This is a genomic window from Flavobacterium sp. (assembly GCF_041392085.1).
In the GTDB taxonomy this organism is placed as follows: domain Bacteria; phylum Bacteroidota; class Bacteroidia; order Flavobacteriales; family Flavobacteriaceae; genus Flavobacterium.
Map to the genome: position 1 here is coordinate 129,724 of NZ_JAWKMW010000007.1, position 21,319 is coordinate 151,042.

Below are 21,319 nucleotides of genomic sequence, written 5' to 3' on the forward strand. Positions count from 1 at the left end.
GATTAACGAACTTTGAACTTGAAACTTCAAACCTGAAACCTGAAACCTGAAACCTGAAACCTGAAACTTGAAACTTGAAACCTGAAACAAAAAAAATGACCCTCACTATCGACACTCCCGCTCTACTCTTTTCTGCCACATCTTTGATTTTATTGGCGTATACCAATCGTTTTTTAACCATTGCACAAATTGTACGGGGTTTAAAAAAGACCTATGATGAAAAAGAAAACAAAAGCATTTTGATTGAAATAGCTAATTTAAATCTGCGATTAACATTGATTCGCTATATGCAATTGGCTGGTGTACTCAGCTTATTTCTATCTGTTTTTGCAATGTTAGTATTGTTTTTTGAATATCAAATGCCGGGTATTATTCTTTTTGGCGGTAGTCTTTTGATGCTGCTCATTTCCTTAGGAATTTCGTTTTGGGAAATTAGTATTTCTGTCAAAGCCTTACGGGTACATTTAAAAGATTTAGTAGATTAAAAAGCATTGATTACACCTAAATAAATAGGCATTCCAATGGTGATATTGAATGGGAAAGTGACTGCTAATGCCATAGGTACAAAAATACCGGGATTAGCTTTGGGTACAGCCATTTTCATCGCTGCCGGTACGGCAATGTAAGAGGCACTGGCCGCTAGAACAGCAAACATAAATCGGTCACCGTTGGATTGTGTTATAAATCCACTCAAAATGGCTACAACAATTCCGTTGATTAAAGGAATTAAAATGGCGAATAATGCAGTAAACCAACCCCCTTTTAAAAAGTCACCTATTTTCTTTCCACATACAATTCCCATATCCAATAGAAAAATGGCTAAAAATCCTTTAAAAATATCCGTTGTAAAAGGTTTAATTCCCATGGCTTCTTTATCACTAGCTAAAAATCCGATAATTAAACTTCCTATAATTAAAAAAACACTTCCATTTGTGAATGAATGTTTTATAATAGAACCCATTTTTCCATTACAAGAATTTTTTTGTCCAAATAATCGAATCAAAATGACTCCAACTATAATTGCCGGTGCTTCCATCAAAGCCATGACTGCAACCATGTGACCGTTAAAGGAAATATTTTGAATTTCTAAAAAAGAAACTGCAGTTACAAATGTTACGGCACTGACTGAACCATATGCCGCTGCTATCGCTCCAGAATTTTCAATTGATAATTTTCTTTTCAAAATAAAGAAAGTATAAAGCGGAATAGCAATAGCTACAATTATTCCAAAAAACAAAGCCCATAATATGGAAAGATTGAGTTCACTGTGAACTAATTCCTGACCACCTTTGAATCCGATTGAAAACAAAAGATATAATGAAATGAACTTTGAAGAATTATTCGGAATTTCCAAATCGCTTTTAAATCGTACTGCTAAAATTCCAAGTACAAAAAAAAGTAAGGCCGGATTGGTTAAGTTTTGAAGTAAAAGATCTAGTTTCATTAAATAAATATGTTATTAGGTGTAAAATTAGTGTCTCTCTTACAAGCTCTTATCAACCTGTCATTGATGGCTTTTCCTAGGCCAACCTCCGGAAACTTTTGTGCAATGAGCAAGTCAAACCCTTTGTCATCAAACTTATGCATGGCTGCATATAGATTTTTTGCTGCTTCTTCTAAATCACCACCAGGTGATAAAACTTCAATTTGATAATCGGTGCAAAGTGTTTTTTATCAAATACAATTAGGCCAATGTTTTTCCCGATTAAATTTGATGCCGTTTTAATAGGATTGTCACATAAAATCATTGGGGTTTTTGGAGCATAATGTTTGTCCAACATTCCCGGTGCAATGGGGGTTTTTTGAGTATGTTTTCTAACACTAACGGGGCCTACTACTGACTCTAACATTTCTATTGAAAGAGATCCTAGGCGATAAATTACAACTTCATTATTTTTAAAACCGATGATGGTTGATTCAATTCCTTTGGAACAAGGTCCCCCATCCAAAATAACATCGAGTTTGTTTTTGAAATATTTTTCAACGTGTTTGGCCGAAGTTGGACTTATTGACCCAAATGGATTAGCACTTGGTGCTGCCAGTGGAACATCAACTGTTTTTATTAATTCCAAGGCGAGCGGATGATTAGGCATTCGTACGGCAATAGTATTCTTTCCGCCTGTAATTATAGTTGAAATAGATTTATTTTTTTCAAAAATCATAGTTAACGGACCCGGCCAAAACTTATCCGCTAAACGGTAGGCAACTTCAGGGACATTAATTGCGATTTTATTTAAAGACTGCAAAGAATCAATGTGCACAATTAGCGGATTAAAATAAGGGCGATCTTTTATTTCAAATATTTTTTTTAGTGCATTTTCATTGTAAATTGATGCTGCTAATCCATAAACCGTCTCGGTGGGTATGGCAACCACCTCGCCTTTGTTTAAATAAAAAGCTGCTTTTTTAACAGATTTTGTAATGCTTCCTCTTTTGTTAGGGGTTGCAGTTGGAGCAGAATTCGGGTGATTCATAGTGTTTTCCATTTGGATATTCTTCAAGCGTTGTGTGACTACATTTTTGACAGGCATAGCGTAAAGCTAAAGTTGATGAAGTGGGAGATTTACACCAATTGCAAGGAAGTCCTTTAACAACTTCCCTAACATCATAGCCTGGTGTTTGACAATTTGGGCAAAGTGAAGCAACTTTCTTTATCAGCTTTTGTGTTGCTTGCTCAATTATTTGCATTCGAGTTGGATTTCGGTGAGCCCGCATGTCTGTCTCCGCCCAAATCTCTTTCGAATGTTCAGTAAGAGAATCATAACTTAGTTTTAACTGTTCCCAATCCAAAATGTCTTTATGAATTTTTGAAAATTGGTTTTCCCCATCTTTTAAAAGTAAACCGTGCGATGGAAAGTGAACCTGTTTGGCAAACTCAATCAATTGTTCATAAGATTGAATTTTTTCTCCGGAAAAATTAGTTTCTAAACTAACCGCTCGAGCAATAATTTCAAGATTATTTTTTTGATCAATCAGAATTAATAATTCATCATCTGCTTGAGCAAAAAACAAACTGGGATGCGGACCAAATGAACCCTCAGAAGCAATTCCTAAATCATATCCATAATGGTTCATAGCATCAAGGCATTTTTTCCTTACTGTTTCCAAGGCGTTACTAGTTCTGGTAATCTCGCCCGAAAAAGTGCCAAACTTGTCCGTATCATAATCCGTCGGTACAAAAACATCAACATGCATATTCGCTTTGACTAATGGTAAAATCACTCTTTCTTTTTGGTGTTTTGTAGCAATGATGAGTTTTCTTCCATTAAAAAACTTCATGTTTCTCTTTCTTTTCAACAGCTATTATTTCAATTGTTCCAGTAATTTGAATATCAGCATTTGACTTTTCTAATTCTTTGATGGTTTCTTCAATTTTGAGTAATGAATTCTTTAGTTCAGCAACCCTTTTTTTAGAATGAGGTAATTCTATTCCATATCTTTCATAGGCACTGAACATTTCCAATTCATGAAAATTAATTTTATCTTTTACCAATGTAAACAAAACATTTTTGGCTTCTGTGGGTTGGAATGTTCCGTTGATGAGATCGAAGGTTAAATTTGTTTTCATAGTGATGTGTTTTTAAAATGTTCAATTTTTGATTATTCAATTTTCAGTTTCTTGGACTTAAAAAAATAGAGTGTAAACAAGATTCCGAGTCCTAAATAAAAATTTAAAATAACATTATTAGGTTGTATTAAGGTTGCTATTAAACCTGTAAAAAGCCAGACTAAAGAGTAAATAAAACCGAATTTGTTAATTATTTTTTTCATTAGATAAAATTTAATAGTGCAAATTTCCTTAAAACATTTTATATATTTTTATTTATATTTGTAATGAAATACATAAAAAATATTTATGCATTATACGTTACACCAATTAATCATCTTTTTAAAGATTACAGAAACCAAAAGCATTACTAAGGCTTCGGAGGCGTTACATTTAACACAACCGGCTGTTTCTATTCAATTGAAAAAATTTCAGGATCAGTTTGATATTCCGCTAACAGAAGTAATTGGTAGACAATTGTATGTAACCGATTTCGGCAAGGAAATTGCACTTGCTGCCCAAAAAATTGTTTACGAAATTCAGGCCATAAACTATAAAACTTCCTCGTTTAAGGGACAATTATCCGGTCGTTTAAAAATATCGGTGGTATCTACGGGTAAATATGTAATTCCCTATTTTATTACCGATTTTCTGAAAGAAAATTCAGCCGTAGAATTAGAACTTGATGTAACGAACAAACTTAAAGTGATTGAAAGTTTGCAATACAATGAAGTAGACTTCTCTCTCGTTTCCCTTTTACCGGAAAATATGGATATTGAAAAAATTGATTTGATGGAGAACAGGCTTTATTTTGTAGGAAACAAAGAATATATTTTTTCGGAAAAAATGAATAACAAATCCATCATTGAAAATATTCCTATCATTTATAGAGAAAAAGGTTCCGGTACTAGACAGGTGATGGAGCGATTTTTAGAATCGAACAAGCTTCAATTGGTTAAAAAAATGGAATTAACTTCAAATGAGGCAGTAAAACAAGCTGTTATTGCTGGTTTAGGTTGTTCCATTATGCCGTTGATTGGTATTAAAAATGAGTTAAACAATGGCGATTTACATATTATTCCAATCAAAGGATTGCCTTTAAAATCAACTTGGAGTTTAATTTGGCTCAAACAAAAAAATCTCTCTCCTGTTGCAAAAGCATTCACGGAATATTTATTGAGTAATAAAACAAAAATAATGAAAGAGAAATTTTCTTGGTTTTAAAATTACTCGACAATCCACAACAAAACCGGTTGCTCAACGGTTTTAATTTTTCATCCAAAACTGTCATAAATTAATCGAAAACAGCTGGACAACCCCAACTTAATGGTGAATATCTTGGATAAATTTCATCTTTAAAACTGCATTCCATGTGTGTAAAACCACTATACGTTTAACCTTATTATTGTTGGTTGATTCCAAACCGTGCAACCAATATTTCACATTAATACCCCATGAACTGTAATCGAGTTTTTTAATCTTAAATTTGCTTTCATTGAGCAATTGCTTTTGGAAACATTACTAAATCTTGCTGTTTTATATTTATCAGGATTATCTTGAAATACATCACAGACACAGTGTGTCACTGAATTTTTATCAAAAATTGTTTTAGATTTAAAATCATATACAAAAAAGCGATTTTTTACCGTGTAGATAAAAATATCTATTTAAAATAAAAATTTTGATTGAATTGCTTTTCTTTACAAAAAGTCATTACTTCATTGTGAATAGGAGTGTAATTTTTCATCTCCATTGTTGTTGACGTATGGTTGAGATAGAAGAAACTCAAAACGAAGAATAAGAGTAACTTTTTCATAGACTTTTTTAGTTCTAACTAAAAATTATTTAAAAAAAAGTATTATCAGCACAAAAAACCCTAAACCCTAAAACTTGAAACCTGAAACTTACCTCCTTAAACTCACAACTTTTCCTTATCTTTGCCGGCTTTTTAAAATAAAATTATGTCTACAAACCAAGTTTTAAAAGGAGTTTTTTTAGTTGGTTTAGGAGCCACCAGTTATGGTATGCTCGCCACTTTTGTTAAACTTGCTTATCAAGAAAGTTTCACCACTGCCGAAGTAACTACGGCTCAATTTATATTGGGTATAATTGGTGTTTTGATTATCAACTCTTTTCAGCGAATTAAAAATGATAACACCCTTGTAAAAGCCACAAAAAAGAACATTTTTCAGTTAATGTTGGCAGGAACTTCATTGGGAATGACCAGTGTTTTTTATTATTTATGTGTTAAATATATTGATGTTTCTGTTGCCATAGTCTTATTAATGCAGACCGTTTGGATGGGTGTACTACTAGAAATGATTTTAGACAAAAAACTTCCTTCTCTACAAAAAATGATTGCTGTTTTGATTGTTTTGATAGGAACTATTTTAGCAACAAACCTTTTTAAAAACGAAATTAGCTTAGATTGGAGAGGATTGTTTTGGGGAATTCTTGCCGCTGCTTCTTTTACCACCACAATGTTTACTGCCAATCGAATTGCGTTAGGAATTTCTGCCGCTCAAAGGAGTTTTTATATGCTATTAGGAGGAGCTGTGATTGTTTTTTTCTTTGCTCTAATCACGCAAAACACACCATTTAATTTTGAGATTTTTTTTAAATGGGGAATCATTTTAGCTCTTTTTGGTACAATAATCCCTCCGCTGTTACTGAATGCAGGGTTTCCCTTAACCGGAATTGGATTAGGAAGTATAGTATCTTCATTAGAATTACCGATTTCTGTTTTCATGGCTTTTTTTCTTTTGAATGAAGAGGTCAATTACATACAATGGATTGGAATTGCTTTAATAGTTCTCGCTATTATAATTATGAATCTTAACTTTACTAAAAATATTTAAGCAATTTCTTAATAGAATTAATTCTACAAATATAATTTTTTAACATTTTTTTTATAAATTCGCAATACTGATTTTGGTTTTTATGAATTTACCTTGGCATCTTTATTGCATGGCGGCTATATATATTTTAGCCGGATTCAATCATTTCAGACGTCCTCAAATTTATATAAAAATAATACCTCCCTATTTTTCCAATCCTAAAAAATTGAATTTAATTGTAGGATTCGCCGAGGTAATTCTAGGAATTCTTCTGTGTGTACCACAAATTACAATGTTCGCTTCATGGGGAATTATTGCTTTGCTCATAGCCGTTTTTCCGGCAAATCTATATATGTATCAACATAAAAAAGTCTCTTTCGGACTACCTAAATGGTTACTTTTCATACGATTACCTTTTCAAATAGCCTTAATAAAATGGGCTTTTCTATACACTAAATATTAACTAAATAAACTGAACATGAAAAAACTTTTTGCAGAATTTTTTGGAACCTATTGGTTAGTTTTCGGCGGTTGCGGAAGTGCTTTATTTGCGGCAGGAATTCCTAATTTAGGTATTGGTTTTGCCGGCGTAGCTTTAGCCTTCGGTCTAAGTGTTTTAACAATGGCTTATGCAGTGGGTCATATTTCCGGCGGACATTTTAATCCGGCTGTATCATTTGGCCTTTGGGCAGGTGGTCGATTTGATTCGAAGGAACTTGTCCCTTATATCTTCTCACAATGCGTGGGAGCTTTAGCGGCTGCAGGAACACTTTATTTTATTATGAACGGTCAAGACAGTTTTCTTGGAATTGACAACACCAAGGCGGGTGCTTTTGCTTCCAATGGTTACGGTGCTTTTTCGCCTTCAGGTTATTCTATGATGGCCGCTTTTGTTACCGAATTTGTTTTAACTCTGTTTTTTTTATTGGTTATTTTGGGAGCAACAGATAAATTTGCAAACGGTAAATTTGCCGGTATTGCCATTGGTTTAGCATTAACGTTAATCCATTTAATCAGTATACCTATAACGAATACTTCTGTAAACCCGGCTCGTTCTACATCTCAAGCTATTTTTGTAGGTGGTGAACCTTTGATGCAACTTTGGTTGTTTTGGATTGCTCCTATTGCCGGAGCTTTAGTCGCCGGACTTATATATAAAAACGTATTACAAAACCACAAAAACTAACAAATTTCAATCCTAAGATTACGAAAAGCGGTAGTAATTTCTATCGCTTTTTTTTATTTTTACACTATGAACCTACTATTTCCCAAAGAAAAAATAACATTTAACCTGCCGGATGCAACAATCGAATATTATCAGGGCTTTTTTTCTGATGAAAAAGCAAACCTATTATTTGAACAATTAATAACAAAAATCCCTTGGCAACAAGACAATATTACATTATTTGGGCAAACTCATCTTCAACCTCGACTTACCGCATTATTTGGTAATGAGGGTAAAAGTTATTCCTATTCTAGTATTATTATGCAGCCCCACAAATGGAATCCGTTATTACTCTTTATTAAAAATGAAATTGAAACTGTTTGTCAAGAAAACTTCACTACAGTACTTTTGAACTTGTATCGAGATGGAAAAGACAGTAACGGTTGGCACGCAGACAACGAAAAAGAGTTAGGAAAAAATCCCACTATTGCTTCTGTTAGCTTTGGGGAAGAAAGAATTTTTCATCTTCAACATAATTCTATCAAAGAAGCAAAATTAAAAATCAAGCTCGAACATGGCAGTCTATTGATTATGAAAGGTACTACTCAACACTTTTGGAAACACCAACTACCAAAAACATCTAAACAAATAGGTCCGCGAATCAATCTGACTTTTAGAATAATCAAATAGTCTTTATATTTTAGTACTTTAGTAAAAAAAATCACTATGAATCTGCTTATCGATTACTTTGAAACCATCCCTTCTCTTCACAGAGGGTTGATTTTGGTGGGTGGTATTACTTTTTTTTGGTTGATTGAGAATGCTTTTCCGCTCTTTAAGTTTAATTACAACAAATACAACCATGCCGGAATTAATATTTTTTTTACAGTAACCACAATTATTGTCAATTTTGCAATGGCTTTTATACTTCTATTTGTGGCTGATTTTACCATAAAACAGCAATTTGGAATTTTGCAATGGCTTCCCGAAATGAACAGTTGGTTGTATTTGATAATTGGCTTATTACTTTTAGATTTAATAAGTGCTTATTTAGTCCACCTCGTTGAACATAAAATTAAAATTTTATGGCGATTTCACCTTATTCATCACACCGACACTTGGATTGATACTACTTCAGCAAACCGACATCACCCGGGAGAAAGTGTGATTCGATTTGCTTTTACTATACTTGGTGCTTTAATTGTAGGAAGTCCTATGTGGATGATTTTTCTTTATCAATCACTTTCGGTTATTTTTTCACAATTCAATCATGCTAATATTCCACTTCCAAAAAAACTGGATAAGCTATTGAGCTATTTAATTATTTCTCCGGATATGCACAAAATTCACCATCATTATCAATTACCCTATACTGATAGCAATTATGGTAATATTTTTTCTATTTGGGATAGAATTTTTGGAACTTACTCGTATTTAGATAGAGAAAAAATAGTCTATGGAATTGACACACATATGCAACCAAATGAGCATAATGAATTGGGTAATTTAGTAAAAATACCATTTCAAAAAAGTCTTATTCCAAAAGACGAATTAAAAAAAGTATAGTGGTTTGAAAAAGTAATTTATTTTTTTCTTAATATTGATTAAAAATTTAAAAAAAGTAATAAAAAATTAATGTGCTTTTGAACTAATGAAAAAAAGTAAAAGAGTGGAACTGACTCACGAAGAAATAGAACGCGTGATCAGTATGGCTCAAGAGGAAAAAAAACCTTTTGAGGTACTTAAAGTTGAATTCGGAATTTCAGAAAATGAAGTAACCGAAATAATGAAAAAAAGACTTTCTAAAGACAATTTTGAACTTTGGAAAAAGAAAGTTGCAGCCAACAAACCCAAACCCAAACCCATCATTGACGACTTTGATGATGATTTAGACAGCAAATATTATATCAAAAACAAATTTGATTAGTATAAATTTAACTCTTGTTCGACAAGAGTTTTTTTATTTTAACTTTTCTTTGTTATATTTTTACTGTGCTTATGGAAACAACAAATGTATTTAACATCAATCAATTAGACAGAATCATAGAAATGGCATGGGAAGATCGCACACCATTCGAAGCCATTACTTACCAATTTGGTATTTCTGAACAAGAAATTATTAAACTTATGAGACGGGAGATGAAGCCCTCCAGTTTCAAAATGTGGCGTGAACGGGTACAATCTAGAGCTACAAAACATGCCAAGCTTCGTGAAAAAGGAACCAATCGATTTAAATGTAAACTCCAAAGACAAATTACAGGAAATAAGATTTCGAAAAGATAAAAACAAAGCACACACTTTTACTAAAATGATTTGTAATTTTATAGAATTTTGAACCAAAATCAATCCTAATGAATAGAGTTGTTTTAATTTTTGTGCTTTTGAGTTGTTTTATCCCTTATGCTCAGGAAGATATATCCGGAAAATGGTTTGGGAAATTAAATGTTATGGGTAGTGAATTGTTTTTTAGTTTGGAATTTCAAAAAAATGAAACTGCTTATTCAGGAACAATGGATATTCCTCAACAAAATGCAAAAGGAATTCCGCTTTCATCGGTTACTTTTGAAAACAAAACATTAGTATTTAATTTTGAACAAGCCAAATTTTCATATTCCGGCAAATTGAATGAAAATAATGAATTCGAAGGCATTTTTTCTCAAAACGGACAAAACTTCCCCCTTCATTTGAGCCGAACACAAACACCTTTAAAAAAGTTAAACCGACCACAAGAACCAAGCCCCCCTTTTGATTATATTATAGAAGATGTCACTTTTTCGAATAAAAAGGACAAGATAACGCTGGGTGGGACATTAACCACTCCAAAGACCGGTAATTTTCCAATAGTAATTTTAATTTCTGGAAGTGGACAACAAGACAGAAATTCTGAAATTCTCGGCCATAAACCTTTTTGGGTAATCGCTGATTATTTAACAAAAAATGGGATTGGTGTTTTACGAATCGATGACCGTGGCGTAGGAGAATCCGGAGGCAATCCGGCGACTTCCACCACGCATGATTTTGCAGGAGATATTGAAGCTGCCGTCTCTTTTATTAAAACTAAAAAAGGTATCCATACCAAAAAAATAGGATTAATTGGTCACAGTGAAGGTGGTATGATTGCCCCTATTGTTGCTTCCAGAGATAAAAGCATCAGTTTTATTGTATTGTTAGCTGCTCCCGGAATTCCGTGTGACGAATTACTCATGGAACAAACTTTTTTAATTGCCAAAGTGAGTGGAGCAACAGATAATGAAATTGCTGAAGTGCAGAAAATAAACAAAAGTGTCTATGATTTAGCGAAAAGTGACTTAACTAATGAAGCATTAAAATCAGATTTAGAAAAGGTCTTTGTTGCACAATTATATAAAGATTCAGCATCCATAAATTTAAACGAAAATGAAAGAACGTTGATGATAAATCAACAAGTGGAAAGTGTATCATATCCTTGGTTTAGAAATTTTTTGCGATTTAAACCTGAAGAATATCTTAAAAAAGTAAAATGCCCTGTGCTTGCTTTAAATGGAGATAAAGACCTACAGGTTTCTGCTCAATCCAATTTAGATGGAATTAAAATAGCCTTAGCAAAAGGCGGCAACAAAAAAATCACAATCAAAAAATACCCAAATTTAAATCATCTTTTTCAAGAATGTATAACGGGTTCAACAGAAGAATACCGTGAAATTGAACAAACCTTTTCTCCACAAGTTTTATCAGATATGAGAGAATGGATACTTAATCAAACCAAATGAGTTTACCAAAATCGTAAAATTAAAATAGTGTAATAAATCTTTTTATTGTCCTTTGTAACATTATTACTCATATCACTACTTATGATAAAATTTATACCTTTATGAAAAAATCGTTTTTATCGCTTGTATGCACAAGCAGCTTTTTGATTTTAACTAGTATAATTGCTTTTGCACAAAACAAAAGCAACGAAATTCAAGTTGAGCTTGATTTAGTAAAAATCAATAACGACCGAGTGTCTGTTAAAATTACTCCACCAAAAATTAAGACTGAGGAAACAACATTTTTCCTACCCAAAATAGTTCCCGGAACCTATTCGGAAGACGATTACGGCCGATATGCAGATAATTTTAAAGCTTATGATAGCAAAGGAAAAGAACTCACTGTCGCCAAAATGGATGAAAATTCATGGGCTATTAAAAACGCTAAAAAGTTAGCTTACGTTTCTTACTTAATTAATGACACTTTCGATTCAGAATCAGGCACTCAATTTGGACAAGGTGATATTTTTTCACCGGCTGGAACAAATATTTTAGAAGGTGAAAATTTTGTGATTAACACACATGCTTTCATTGGTTACTTTAAGGACTTAAATGAACTTCCATACCAATTAAAAGTAATAAAACCAACACATTTAAATGGTGCTTCGGCTATGATAGATTTGGATAATAGTGATACCGTTGATGTTTTCAAAACTTCTCGTTATGCTGAATTGGCCGATCATCCAATTATGTACACCAAAGGCAAAAGTGCTTCGTTTATGGTAGATAATATGGAAATTATCATTAGTGTTCATTCTCCGAAAGGCTTATACACAGCTGAAGATTTTAAACCTGCTATGGAAACAATGATGAAGGCTCAAAAAAGGTTTTTAGGTCCTATTAACAACACAAAAAAATACGCTATTTTACTCTATTTATCTGATTACGAAAAAGAAGATGCAAAAGGTTTTGGGGCTTTGGAACACAATACGTCAACAGTAGTAGTTTTTCCTGAGGCGATGCCGGCTGATCAACTTAACCAAAGTATGATAGATGTAGTTTCCCATGAGTTTTTCCACATCGTTACACCTTTGAGTGTACATTCCAAAGAAATACACTATTTTGACTTTAATACCCCTAAAATGTCTCAACATTTGTGGATGTATGAAGGAATCACAGAATATTTTGCTAATTTATTTCAAGTCAATCAAGGGTTGATTGATGAAAGTGAATTTTATGAAAGAATGGCAGGAAAAATAACTAATTCTAAACGATTTAGTGATACAATGCCCTTTACTAAAATGAGTGCCGAGGTTTTGAAAAAAGAATATAAAGATGCCTATTTGAATGTTTATGAAAAGGGAGCCTTAATTGCCATGTGTTTAGACATTGAACTTAGAGAACTAAGTTATGGAGAAACGGGAATATTAGATTTAATGCAAAAACTTTCTAAAGAATATGGCAATGAAAAACCGTTTGAGGACAACGAATTATTTGATAAAATTGTTTCGTTAACCTATCCGGAAATCAGAACGTTTTTAGAAACTTACGTGTCGGGAAGCACTCCGTTGAACTATGAAGAATTTTTCGGAAAAGTAGGTGTAACCAAAACCAAAGTGCAAATTCCCGGAAACATTTTCTTAAAAGGACAAGTTCCTTACATAACAGTAAACCCAACTTCTAAAGAAATTATTATTCTGCCCGGTATCGAATTAAACGACTTTATGAAATCGTTAGGCTTACAAGGTGGTGATATAATTGTATCCATCAACGAAACAAAATACAACTTAGACAATATTTATGATATGATAGTGGGAAGTATGTCATGGCAGGAAAATGACCCAATAACTTTTGTTATTAAAAGAGAAGATAAAGAACTTACCTTGAAAGGAAACGTTACAATTCCGATGGATGAAATTGATGGCTATCAAGCAACCGACGAAACTAAAAAAACACTACGCGAAGCGTGGCTCAAAGGATAAAAAGAAAAACTTTTTTCTAATCCCTGAATCGAAAGTTTCAGGGATTTTTTTTAAACAATTACATACTGATTTAATTTTTGAGTTCGTGCTTCTTTTTATCATACCAATAAAAAAACAATTCAAAAATTTTGAAAAAATCCCTATTTTGCAGCCAAATTAAATGGAATGAAAAAAGCTCCTTACATTACAGACGATACTATCGTGTTCGGTTTATTACTTTTTCTGTTAGCTTTTGTATTTTATACATCTTCCATCAAAGAAGGTTTTTGGAAAAAATTCTACGTCATTTTTCCTTCGTTATTAATGTGTTATCTGCTTCCTTCTGTCTTTAGTTCGCTAAATATTATTTCTCCTGAATGGAATGAAATAGCTGAAAATGGAGAATCAATAACAAAAAAATCGTCCATTTATTTTGTGGCCAGTCGCTATCTTTTACCTGCTGCTTTAGTTTTAATGACTTTGAGTATTGATTTAAAAGCAATGTTTAAATTAGGCCCCAAAGCGTTAATCATGTTTTTTACCGGAACAATTGGTGTTGTTTTGGGTGGACCTATCGCTATACTCATTGTGTCTATTTTTTCACCTGAAACTGTTGGGGGTAATGGTTTTGATGCCGTTTGGAGAGGACTTTCAACTTTGGCAGGAAGCTGGATAGGTGGTGGAGCAAACCAAGCAGCTATGTTAGAAGTATTTAAATACAATCAAGAAAAATACGGTGCAATGGTACTGGTAGATATTGTCGTAGCAAATATATGGATGGCGGTTCTATTGTTTGGAATTGGAAGAAAAGAGAAAATAGACGGTTGGTTAAAGGCCGATAACAGTTCAATTGAAGAACTAAAAAATAAAGTTTCGACTTATGCAGCAAGCGTAACCAGAAACCCAACTCTAACCGATTTAATGATTATTTTGGGAATCGCCTTCACGGCAGTCGGACTTTCGCATTGGGGAAGCAACTCTATTTCAGATATTTTGAAAGCAAATTTCGAAGCCGTTAACGACCCCACTAGTTTTGTCTCCACATTCGGAGACCGCTTCTTTTGGATGGTAACTTTTGCTACTGCACTTGGTATCATTTTCTCCTACACAAAACTCAAGGAATACGAAGGAGCAGGTGCCAGTAAAATAGGAAGTGTATTCATCTATATCTTAGTTGCTTCCATCGGAATGAAAATGGATCTAGGTTCCGTTCTCAGCAATCCCGGACTATTAATTGTGGGGCTGATTTGGATGGCCTTTCACGTACTTTTATTAGTCGCCGTTGGAAAAATAATCAAAGCTCCCTTTTTCTTTCTCGCCGTGGGAAGTAAGGCTAATATTGGTGGAGCAGCCTCTGCACCCATAATCGCTTCTGCATTTCACCCTTCTTTAGCAAGCGTTGGCGTACTGCTAGCGGTATTTGGTTATGTAGTGGGAACATATGGAGCTTTGCTTTGTGCCTATTTAATGGAAATTTCAGCACCAATTCAATAATTTAACAAAAAACGATTTAAAAAAAATGAAAAAAATCGCATTGCTTTTCGTAGCATTCAATCTCTTTATCGCTTGTAAAAAACAAGAAAACAACAACGAATATAACCTTCACATTAGTGGAAATATAAAAGGAATTAAGCAAGGTAAATTATATATTCAAACGCTTCAAGATTCTACTTTAATGGTAATGGATTCCATTATTTTTGATGGAAACTCAGTATTTGAAAGCCATTTAAAAATTGATTCCCCCGAAATGTTGTATTTATTTTTAGACCGCGGACAGTCGAATTCTCTTGATAATAACCTAGTGGTTTTTGCTGAACCCGGAAACCTCTCTATCGAAACTTCTTTGGAAACTTTTTATGCTAATGCTCAAATAAAAGGATCTAAAAACCATGAACTTTTTCAAGATTTTCTTAAAATCAACTCCCGATTTACCAACGAACAACTTGTATTATTGGAAAAAGAAATTAAAGCTAAACAAGAAAACAACCTGTCTACGCTAGATAGTATACAACAGGCAAATGAAAAGTTAATTAAACGGAAGTACTTATACACTATTAACTTTGCTTTGAACCAAAAAGAACATGAAGTGAGTCCTTACATAGCTTTATCTGAAGTACACGATGCTCAATTGAAATATTTAGACACCATTCAAAAAGCTATGTCTCCTAAAGTAGCCAATTCCAAATACGGCAAAATGCTTACAAAATATATTGAAGATAGAAGAAAAGAGGAGAAATAAATAAGTTATTCAACTTCAAAATAGTTGACCGTTGCTAGGTGTTTATCGTTTCAAACTAAAGTGTGATTTAAATGACTTTGGTAGACCATTTTCAAAAAAATCAATTGTAAACCAATAATCGTTTGAAAAAACAGGTTGCCCTTTATAGGTTCCATCCCAGCCAGTTCCTAACGGGCTGATTTGCTTTATCAACTTACCATAGCGGTCAAAAATATAGATAACTGAAGTAGCATCTACCCCTAAAATGTTCCAAGTATCATTTATACCATCTCCATTCGGAGTAAAAAATTTGGGATAATTAATAATAGTAGCTGTTCCAGTCAAATATGTACAAGAACTATCATCTATCACGGTGATAGTGTGAAAACCGGGAGCTACATTATAAAACACATTAGAAGTTTGGAAGTTAAAATCATCCAGTTGATAGTAAAACGGTCCCTCACCGCCTACAACAGTTATGGTAATTGTTGGGGTTTCACTAAACGCTTCTGAATGTTCAATAACTAAACTTTCTCCCAAAACAGACTCAATAACCATTGCATTGACAATTGGTGATATACATCCTGAAATAAGATGTGTTGCTACAACAGCATATTCACCAATTTGATTTGCTTCGTAAGTATTCCCGTCAGCGTTTGGAATTATTTCTCCTTCAAAATACCAGGTAAAACCATGTGTTGAAAGATCAAGTCCGGTATCAAACAAATAATATTGAGCAGTACTGTTTTCTGAAATACAAATGGCCCCATCCGTTAAGGAAGGAATTGGAATTGCATATACTTCTACAACAATTGAAATTGGACTTCCGGCACAACCGTTGTAAGAAGGAGTAACTGTATAAGTAACAGTTCCGCCAGAATCGGTTGAAAGCACCTGGATAATTTGATCTCCACTACCGTCCAAGGCTCCTGTGACTCCATTTTGAGTAGCTGTCCAAGAAAAAGAAGTGCCAATCAAATTTGAGGAAAGTGAAATTGCCGTTGTATCCTCGGAACAATAAGATAAATTTCCCATATATGAAGCAATCGGTAACGGATTGATGGTAACAGTCTCAATATCGGCAATTAATTGAGAACAAAACGGGCTTTGCAGTAATTCTGCACTAATTAATTGAAATACAGTAGTTGAAGTAATACCCGCTGTGGTATAAGTTGCTATACCATTTTGATCTAATGTTATTGTTTGATTAGGTTCATTATTACTACTATAAAGTACCTTTGTGTTTGGTGTTCCGGTAAAGGTTAAATTTACTGGGGTTCCTGAACAAACAGAAGCAGTATTAATAGAAAGCGAGGCAGTTGGTGGTTGCACAACTGTAAAGGTAGTTGATTGATTGACTGCTTGCGAACAACCATTTACGCCTAATGTCCTTACTTCAATGAGTGTAACAATTGTAGTGCTTGTAATATTGGAAAACGCAACAGATTTCTCTCCAGCAGTATTTAAAACAGTAGATTGACTAGATCCTCCATTAATAGAATAAAAAACCGTTGCGTTTGGGGTTCCAATAAATTGTATAGTTCCTGTTTCACCTGAGCAAAGTGATTGACCTCCCGAAATAGTTGCTGTTGGCGGTTGATTAAGTGTAATCGTTACAGAATCTGAAATCAGTTGATTGCAACTAGACAAAATTGAAGAAGCTACATTGACCAAACTATAAGTGGTAACTGCATTTAAAACAGGTGTCGATAAACTCGCAAAACCACTACCATCCAAGGTAATAGATTGATTTGTTCCTCCATCAATAGAATAGGTTATTTCGGCATTTGGTGTACCACTAAACGAAACAACTGTGCTGTTTCCCATACAAATAGGTGTTACAGCAGAAATAGTTGCTATTGGAAAAGGCACAATAGTCAAGGATACCGGCGTTCGGGTATTGCTATGGCAATTTGAACTTAAATCAAAAGTCTCTGCATAATAAATTCCGGCTGCTGTAGGAGTAAATGTCGTTGAATTAGACTGTAACAGATTACCTTCTGTGATTGCGTCATACCAATCTACTCCTTGACCTGCTTCGGCTGTAACCGAAAGCATTGGAAAACTGTCACTACTACAAATTACAATATCTCCGTTACTCACTGCTGCTGCGGGAGAATTTTGAAAGGATATACTGAAAACGTTTGATATTGTAGAACAAAAATCATTATTCAAATTTGCAATATCTTGTGCTACTTTTGCTCTAAAATATGCGGAATCAGTAATATTTGTTGCTGTGTAAGTTGATGCATTCTCTCCTGAAATATCTGTCCATGAAACGCCATCACTACTGTATTGCCATTGGTAATAATGTGGTAAAATACCTGTAGTAGATGCTTGAAGGGTTAATGACAATGGAATTTCATCTGAACAGGCCTCATAGTTTTGTCCTGAAAGAGGTGGGCTAGTAATGGTTGTTAATTCACCACAAGCTCTAAATTCAATATCATCTATTGCCAAGTCATTTCCACAACCCCCGACTCCATTATTCTTCATTTTTAAAACCACAGATGTTTCGCTGCCGGTTGTAAATACTATTGCAAATTGTTGCCAAATGGGCGAAGCAGTACCTATAATATTTCCGGTATCGCCAGAACCTAAAAGTACTGTCTCTGTTTCATTCCAAATTTCAAACCGCACATTAATCGGAATTTCACTTGCACCACAAAACCAAGAACCGGGATTATAAACATTCATCACCCAAGCCGAAAATTCAAAAGTTGTGTTAACACATAATCCTGTGACAACTCTTTTGTAAAAATCTCCTGTGGTACTGGCATTGGCATTAACAATAAGAGCCTTTCCATTCACTCCATTGGAAACATCCGGTGTGTGATCAAGCGAATAATGCCAAGTACTGTATAGATTGGTACGATAATAAAGTGTATAACTGCCATCGTTTGGGCTACCGACCACAAAATTATAATTGGTTGTTCCCGGAGCTAGAGCCGGACCATAATTAGTACCATTCCCAAAATTTTCAGTAAAAATAGGTTCTCCTTTACTTCCCGTACAAAAGCCTAATTGAGCAAAATTGACAAGCGGACAAAATAAAATTAATAATATAATAAGTTTAACGAATCGATTCATTTTAGTAAAAAATAATACAATGCTCGTACTTAATTTAATAGGGTTTATTGATATAAATCCAACCGGTTTTAGTCTCGATATCTTCAAAATTGATTACAAAATAATAAGTTCCATCCGGCAATTCATTACCCTTGTTACTTTGCCCGAACCACTCGTTACGGTAGTTTGCTTTAGTATATACAGCTACTCCATATCGATTAAAAATTTGTAAATCTGTTACATTGTAGGACGAAAGATCAAAACTATCATTAAGACCATCATTATTAGGTGATATTCCTTTTTGAATTTCACACAAAGTACTCAAAACTTCTACCATTTGTTCTTCGGAACAACCATTTTGGGTGACAACTAATCGGTAAATTCCTCCTGAAGAAATAGTAACCGAATTTGCATTTCCAATTAGAACATTTAACGGATTATACCATGCATAAGAAATTGATGAGTCGTTTGATCCAGCATTTGCGGTTAACATATAAACAGAACCCTGACAACCTTGTGTAACTGAAAATTGTGGAACTGGGTTCACAATAACAACGACTTCAACATCTTCAGTAGTACATTGTCCTACATCCGGCGTAAAATAATATGTTGTTGTAACTGAACTATTTAATTCAGGAGACCAAGACCCTATTATTCCGTTTAAAGATGTCGTAGGTAAAGGATTTAGCTCCTCTCCAAAACATATTGGGTCAACCTCTTCAAAAATGGGGTTTACAAGTGGCAAAACTTCAATAGTCAAAGTTGGGCTAGCAATGCAACCTTCGGTATTATTTGGTGTAAAAGTGTAAGTAGTTGTAACTGTATTATCTAACTCGGGTAGCCAACTCCCCTCGATACCGTTTAAGGACGTAGTTGGTAACATTACTGAAGAATCACCCGAACAAATTGGACCTATTATATCAAATTCAGGTACAACCAAAGGGTTGACGGTTATCGTAACATCTTTTTGATAAACACAAGTTAGAGTTTCAGTTAAGGATATATCATCTAAAGCAAAATCGTTACCATTACTAGCTGACTCTAAATTAAAAATACAAATTGTAGCAGTAGTATTGGAACCGGAGTTCCATAAAAAAGAATGTAAAGTCCATTGGCAAGTTACAGAAGGTGCATCTAGCGTTTCACTTAACGTAACTCCATTAATCTGCACTTGCATTTCGGCTGGATTCTCGGGAGCTACTGAGGCAATATAATAGGAAAAAGTATATTCTGTATTAGGTTCAACATTAATTACATTTTCATTACACCAAACCCTAATCGTTCCGGTTGGATCAGTTGAACCATCAAAGACCATTAGATTTCCGTCTCCTGAGGTATGGTCTCCACACGATGCAAAAGCTGCAAACCATGCATTGGGATTCAGAACGATATCATATGATGCTTGAACTCCAAACGGATTGGGGTCTGCAACTTGACTGTAATCAGTAATGAATCCAACATTGCCTTCTGTAAAATCGCCATTAAAAACAAGATTAGTCGGGGATGATTTTTCGCCTGAACTAACAGTATAGGTTGTTGTGACTAATGGGCTTACATTAATTATGGAACTGTTTGGATTAGTAAGAGAATTATCTGCCGGATTTGCTGTCCATACATAAGAACCATCTCCGCCAACAACCGAAATTTCAGTTGTTTCTCCGGCACAAATTGTTGTAGGTTCGCTTATCACTAAATCGTTTGGAGCTGATAAAACAATATTGTCTACCGTAAATTCCTCTCCACTATTATCGATCAGTGAAATAGTATAGGTTCCTTGAGGTAAATTGGAAAATATTCCATTGGAATTTGATTGTGTTACTGTTCCGGTTAAATTAAAATTTCCGTATGGTAATGATCCTCCAATTACAGAAACGGTAATAGAACCGTCTGTTGTTGTTGGACAAGTTGGATTTATTGTAGCATAAGAACCCTCTAAGGGTAGTGTTCCTTCTTCAACAACAAAATCATCAACTGCAAAATCATTCCCTAAAGCACCTGCATTAAGCGTTCGCAATCTAATTAGTATGGCAGGAGCAGTTGCAACAAATGAATAACTTACTTTTTGCCAACCTTCTTCAGGTAATGGGGCTAACTTATTTAGAATAGGTGGACTTATGTTATTTACACCAACAAAGAAGGCTCCAATGTCTGAACGCGTAGCATTTGTTGTCACTTCATTTGATACAGATTTTATCCAATAGCTAAAAACATAACTATTTCCTACTGTAAAACCACCAATAGCTCCACCGGTATCACTCGTTGTCCAAAAAAAACCTCCTCCGGTAGTTGCACCATCATATACCAACATATTTCCGGTCCCTGAAGTATGGTCTCCACCTGAAATATAATTTGAATTCATTAACAACGGATTGGTGGTTCTAGCATATTCGCCTGGATTGCTAATGCCTGTTAATGGGTTTATTAATGAATAATCATGTACAAAAAAACCAACTCCACTACCTCCTGATTCAAAATCACCATTGTTTAACAAATTTTGTGCTGTACCGCTTGATGTGAATACAATTGTAGATATTAATAAAGTCAGAATTGATTTCATAATAGATGACATTTTAAATGAGATTAGCCTCATTTTTTTTATTATCAATAAAATTAATTGTATTTTATTTCGGATTTTAAAATTTTTGGTTATAAAAACTATACAATTCCTACTATTTTACAACATAAATTGTAACGTTGAAAAAACAATTGTTTTACAATAACAAACTCACTAGTTTAATGTAATTTTATTCACTTTGATGTGGTAATGTATAGTAATTAATTACCTTTTGACTCT

Annotated in this window: 22 protein-coding genes; 13 read left to right on the forward strand and 9 right to left on the reverse strand. The window is 34.0% G+C overall.

Features of this window, described 5'->3' with window-relative positions:
* The first annotated feature begins 95 nt into the window (after nucleotides 1-95).
* On the forward strand, nucleotides 96-485 hold the full coding sequence (locus R2782_RS06900; protein WP_371267357.1) for a DUF2721 domain-containing protein: 390 nt from the start codon (nucleotides 96-98) through the stop codon (nucleotides 483-485).
* Here the strand turns inward: R2782_RS06900 and R2782_RS06905 are convergent.
* The 5 genes from R2782_RS06905 to R2782_RS06925 are packed head-to-tail and all read right to left on the reverse strand — an operon-like array spanning nucleotide 482 to nucleotide 3,568.
* Complete coding sequence (locus R2782_RS06905) at nucleotides 482-1,444, reverse strand: sodium-dependent bicarbonate transport family permease (protein WP_371267358.1); 963 nt, start codon at nucleotides 1,442-1,444, stop codon at nucleotides 482-484. The genes R2782_RS06900 and R2782_RS06905 overlap by 4 nt on opposite strands.
* Nucleotides 1,444-1,587, reverse strand: coding sequence for a Sua5 family C-terminal domain-containing protein (locus R2782_RS06910; RefSeq protein ID WP_371267359.1), 144 nt, complete (start codon nucleotides 1,585-1,587; stop codon nucleotides 1,444-1,446). The genes R2782_RS06905 and R2782_RS06910 overlap by 1 nt, the downstream gene beginning before the upstream one ends.
* 29 nt (nucleotides 1,588-1,616) lie before the next feature.
* Nucleotides 1,617-2,486, reverse strand: a complete 870-nt coding sequence (locus R2782_RS06915; RefSeq protein ID WP_371267360.1) for an L-threonylcarbamoyladenylate synthase — start codon at nucleotides 2,484-2,486, stop codon at nucleotides 1,617-1,619.
* Complete coding sequence (locus R2782_RS06920; RefSeq protein ID WP_371267361.1) at nucleotides 2,437-3,279, reverse strand: DUF6671 family protein; 843 nt, start codon at nucleotides 3,277-3,279, stop codon at nucleotides 2,437-2,439. Before R2782_RS06920 ends, R2782_RS06915 begins: the two co-directional genes overlap by 50 nt.
* The gene (locus R2782_RS06925; RefSeq protein WP_371267362.1) at nucleotides 3,266-3,568 is read right to left on the reverse strand and encodes a hypothetical protein; all 303 of its coding nucleotides are present in this window, start codon (nucleotides 3,566-3,568) and stop codon (nucleotides 3,266-3,268) included. The genes R2782_RS06920 and R2782_RS06925 overlap by 14 nt, the downstream gene beginning before the upstream one ends.
* Before the next feature lie 288 nt (nucleotides 3,569-3,856).
* Between R2782_RS06925 and R2782_RS06930 the strand changes: the two genes are divergently transcribed.
* A complete protein-coding gene (locus R2782_RS06930; protein WP_371267363.1) occupies nucleotides 3,857-4,771 on the forward strand; it encodes a LysR family transcriptional regulator in 915 nt (304 codons plus the stop codon).
* A 99-nt stretch (nucleotides 4,772-4,870) separates the two neighbouring features.
* Here R2782_RS06930 and R2782_RS06935 read toward each other — a convergent pair whose 3' ends face one another.
* Nucleotides 4,871-4,990, reverse strand: a complete 120-nt coding sequence (locus R2782_RS06935) for a hypothetical protein (protein ID WP_371267650.1) — start codon at nucleotides 4,988-4,990, stop codon at nucleotides 4,871-4,873.
* 220 nt (nucleotides 4,991-5,210) lie between these two features.
* The gene (locus R2782_RS06940) at nucleotides 5,211-5,363 is read right to left on the reverse strand and encodes a hypothetical protein (protein ID WP_371267364.1); all 153 of its coding nucleotides are present in this window, start codon (nucleotides 5,361-5,363) and stop codon (nucleotides 5,211-5,213) included.
* A gap of 145 nt (nucleotides 5,364-5,508) precedes the next feature.
* On the opposite strand from R2782_RS06940, the gene R2782_RS06945 reads away from it, so the two are divergent.
* The 11 genes from R2782_RS06945 (at nucleotide 5,509) to R2782_RS06995 (ending at nucleotide 15,477) form a co-directional block, all read left to right on the forward strand.
* Nucleotides 5,509-6,405: an EamA family transporter gene (locus tag R2782_RS06945; RefSeq protein WP_371267365.1), complete on the forward strand. Its 897-nt coding sequence runs from the start codon at nucleotides 5,509-5,511 to the stop codon at nucleotides 6,403-6,405.
* An 82-nt stretch (nucleotides 6,406-6,487) separates the two neighbouring features.
* Nucleotides 6,488-6,847, forward strand: coding sequence for a DoxX family protein (locus R2782_RS06950; RefSeq protein ID WP_371267366.1), 360 nt, complete (start codon nucleotides 6,488-6,490; stop codon nucleotides 6,845-6,847).
* A gap of 15 nt (nucleotides 6,848-6,862) precedes the next feature.
* The gene (gene aqpZ, locus R2782_RS06955) at nucleotides 6,863-7,570 is read left to right on the forward strand and encodes an aquaporin Z (protein ID WP_371267367.1); all 708 of its coding nucleotides are present in this window, start codon (nucleotides 6,863-6,865) and stop codon (nucleotides 7,568-7,570) included.
* Between the two features lie 66 nt (nucleotides 7,571-7,636).
* Nucleotides 7,637-8,239 carry an alpha-ketoglutarate-dependent dioxygenase AlkB gene (locus R2782_RS06960; RefSeq protein ID WP_371267368.1) on the forward strand — a complete coding sequence of 201 codons (603 nt, stop codon included), beginning with the start codon at nucleotides 7,637-7,639 and terminating at the stop codon, nucleotides 8,237-8,239.
* Nucleotides 8,240-8,275: 36 nt separating this feature from the next.
* Complete coding sequence (locus tag R2782_RS06965; RefSeq protein WP_371267369.1) at nucleotides 8,276-9,115, forward strand: sterol desaturase family protein; 840 nt, start codon at nucleotides 8,276-8,278, stop codon at nucleotides 9,113-9,115.
* Nucleotides 9,116-9,200: 85 nt separating this feature from the next.
* Nucleotides 9,201-9,476, forward strand: a complete 276-nt coding sequence (locus tag R2782_RS06970; protein ID WP_371267370.1) for a DUF2805 domain-containing protein — start codon at nucleotides 9,201-9,203, stop codon at nucleotides 9,474-9,476.
* 71 nt (nucleotides 9,477-9,547) lie between these two features.
* Nucleotides 9,548-9,832, forward strand: a complete 285-nt coding sequence (locus R2782_RS06975) for a TIGR03643 family protein (protein WP_371267371.1) — start codon at nucleotides 9,548-9,550, stop codon at nucleotides 9,830-9,832.
* A 68-nt stretch (nucleotides 9,833-9,900) separates the two neighbouring features.
* Nucleotides 9,901-11,298 carry an alpha/beta hydrolase family protein gene (locus R2782_RS06980; protein ID WP_371267372.1) on the forward strand — a complete coding sequence of 466 codons (1,398 nt, stop codon included), beginning with the start codon at nucleotides 9,901-9,903 and terminating at the stop codon, nucleotides 11,296-11,298.
* Between the two features lie 101 nt (nucleotides 11,299-11,399).
* Nucleotides 11,400-13,259, forward strand: coding sequence for a peptidase M61 (locus tag R2782_RS06985; RefSeq protein WP_371267373.1), 1,860 nt, complete (start codon nucleotides 11,400-11,402; stop codon nucleotides 13,257-13,259).
* A 165-nt stretch (nucleotides 13,260-13,424) separates the two neighbouring features.
* Nucleotides 13,425-14,732 (forward strand): DUF819 domain-containing protein, encoded by a 1,308-nt coding sequence (locus tag R2782_RS06990; RefSeq protein ID WP_371267374.1) that lies wholly within the window; start codon nucleotides 13,425-13,427, stop codon nucleotides 14,730-14,732.
* 25 nt (nucleotides 14,733-14,757) lie between these two features.
* Nucleotides 14,758-15,477 (forward strand): DUF4369 domain-containing protein, encoded by a 720-nt coding sequence (locus tag R2782_RS06995; protein WP_371267376.1) that lies wholly within the window; start codon nucleotides 14,758-14,760, stop codon nucleotides 15,475-15,477.
* Between the two features lie 42 nt (nucleotides 15,478-15,519).
* Here the strand turns inward: R2782_RS06995 and R2782_RS07000 are convergent, their stop codons facing one another.
* Nucleotides 15,520-18,546 carry a T9SS type B sorting domain-containing protein gene (locus R2782_RS07000; RefSeq protein WP_371267378.1) on the reverse strand — a complete coding sequence of 1,009 codons (3,027 nt, stop codon included), beginning with the start codon at nucleotides 18,544-18,546 and terminating at the stop codon, nucleotides 15,520-15,522.
* A gap of 34 nt (nucleotides 18,547-18,580) precedes the next feature.
* The gene (locus R2782_RS07005; RefSeq protein WP_371267380.1) at nucleotides 18,581-21,082 is read right to left on the reverse strand and encodes a gliding motility-associated C-terminal domain-containing protein; all 2,502 of its coding nucleotides are present in this window, start codon (nucleotides 21,080-21,082) and stop codon (nucleotides 18,581-18,583) included.
* Nucleotides 21,083-21,319: the final 237 nt, after the last annotated feature.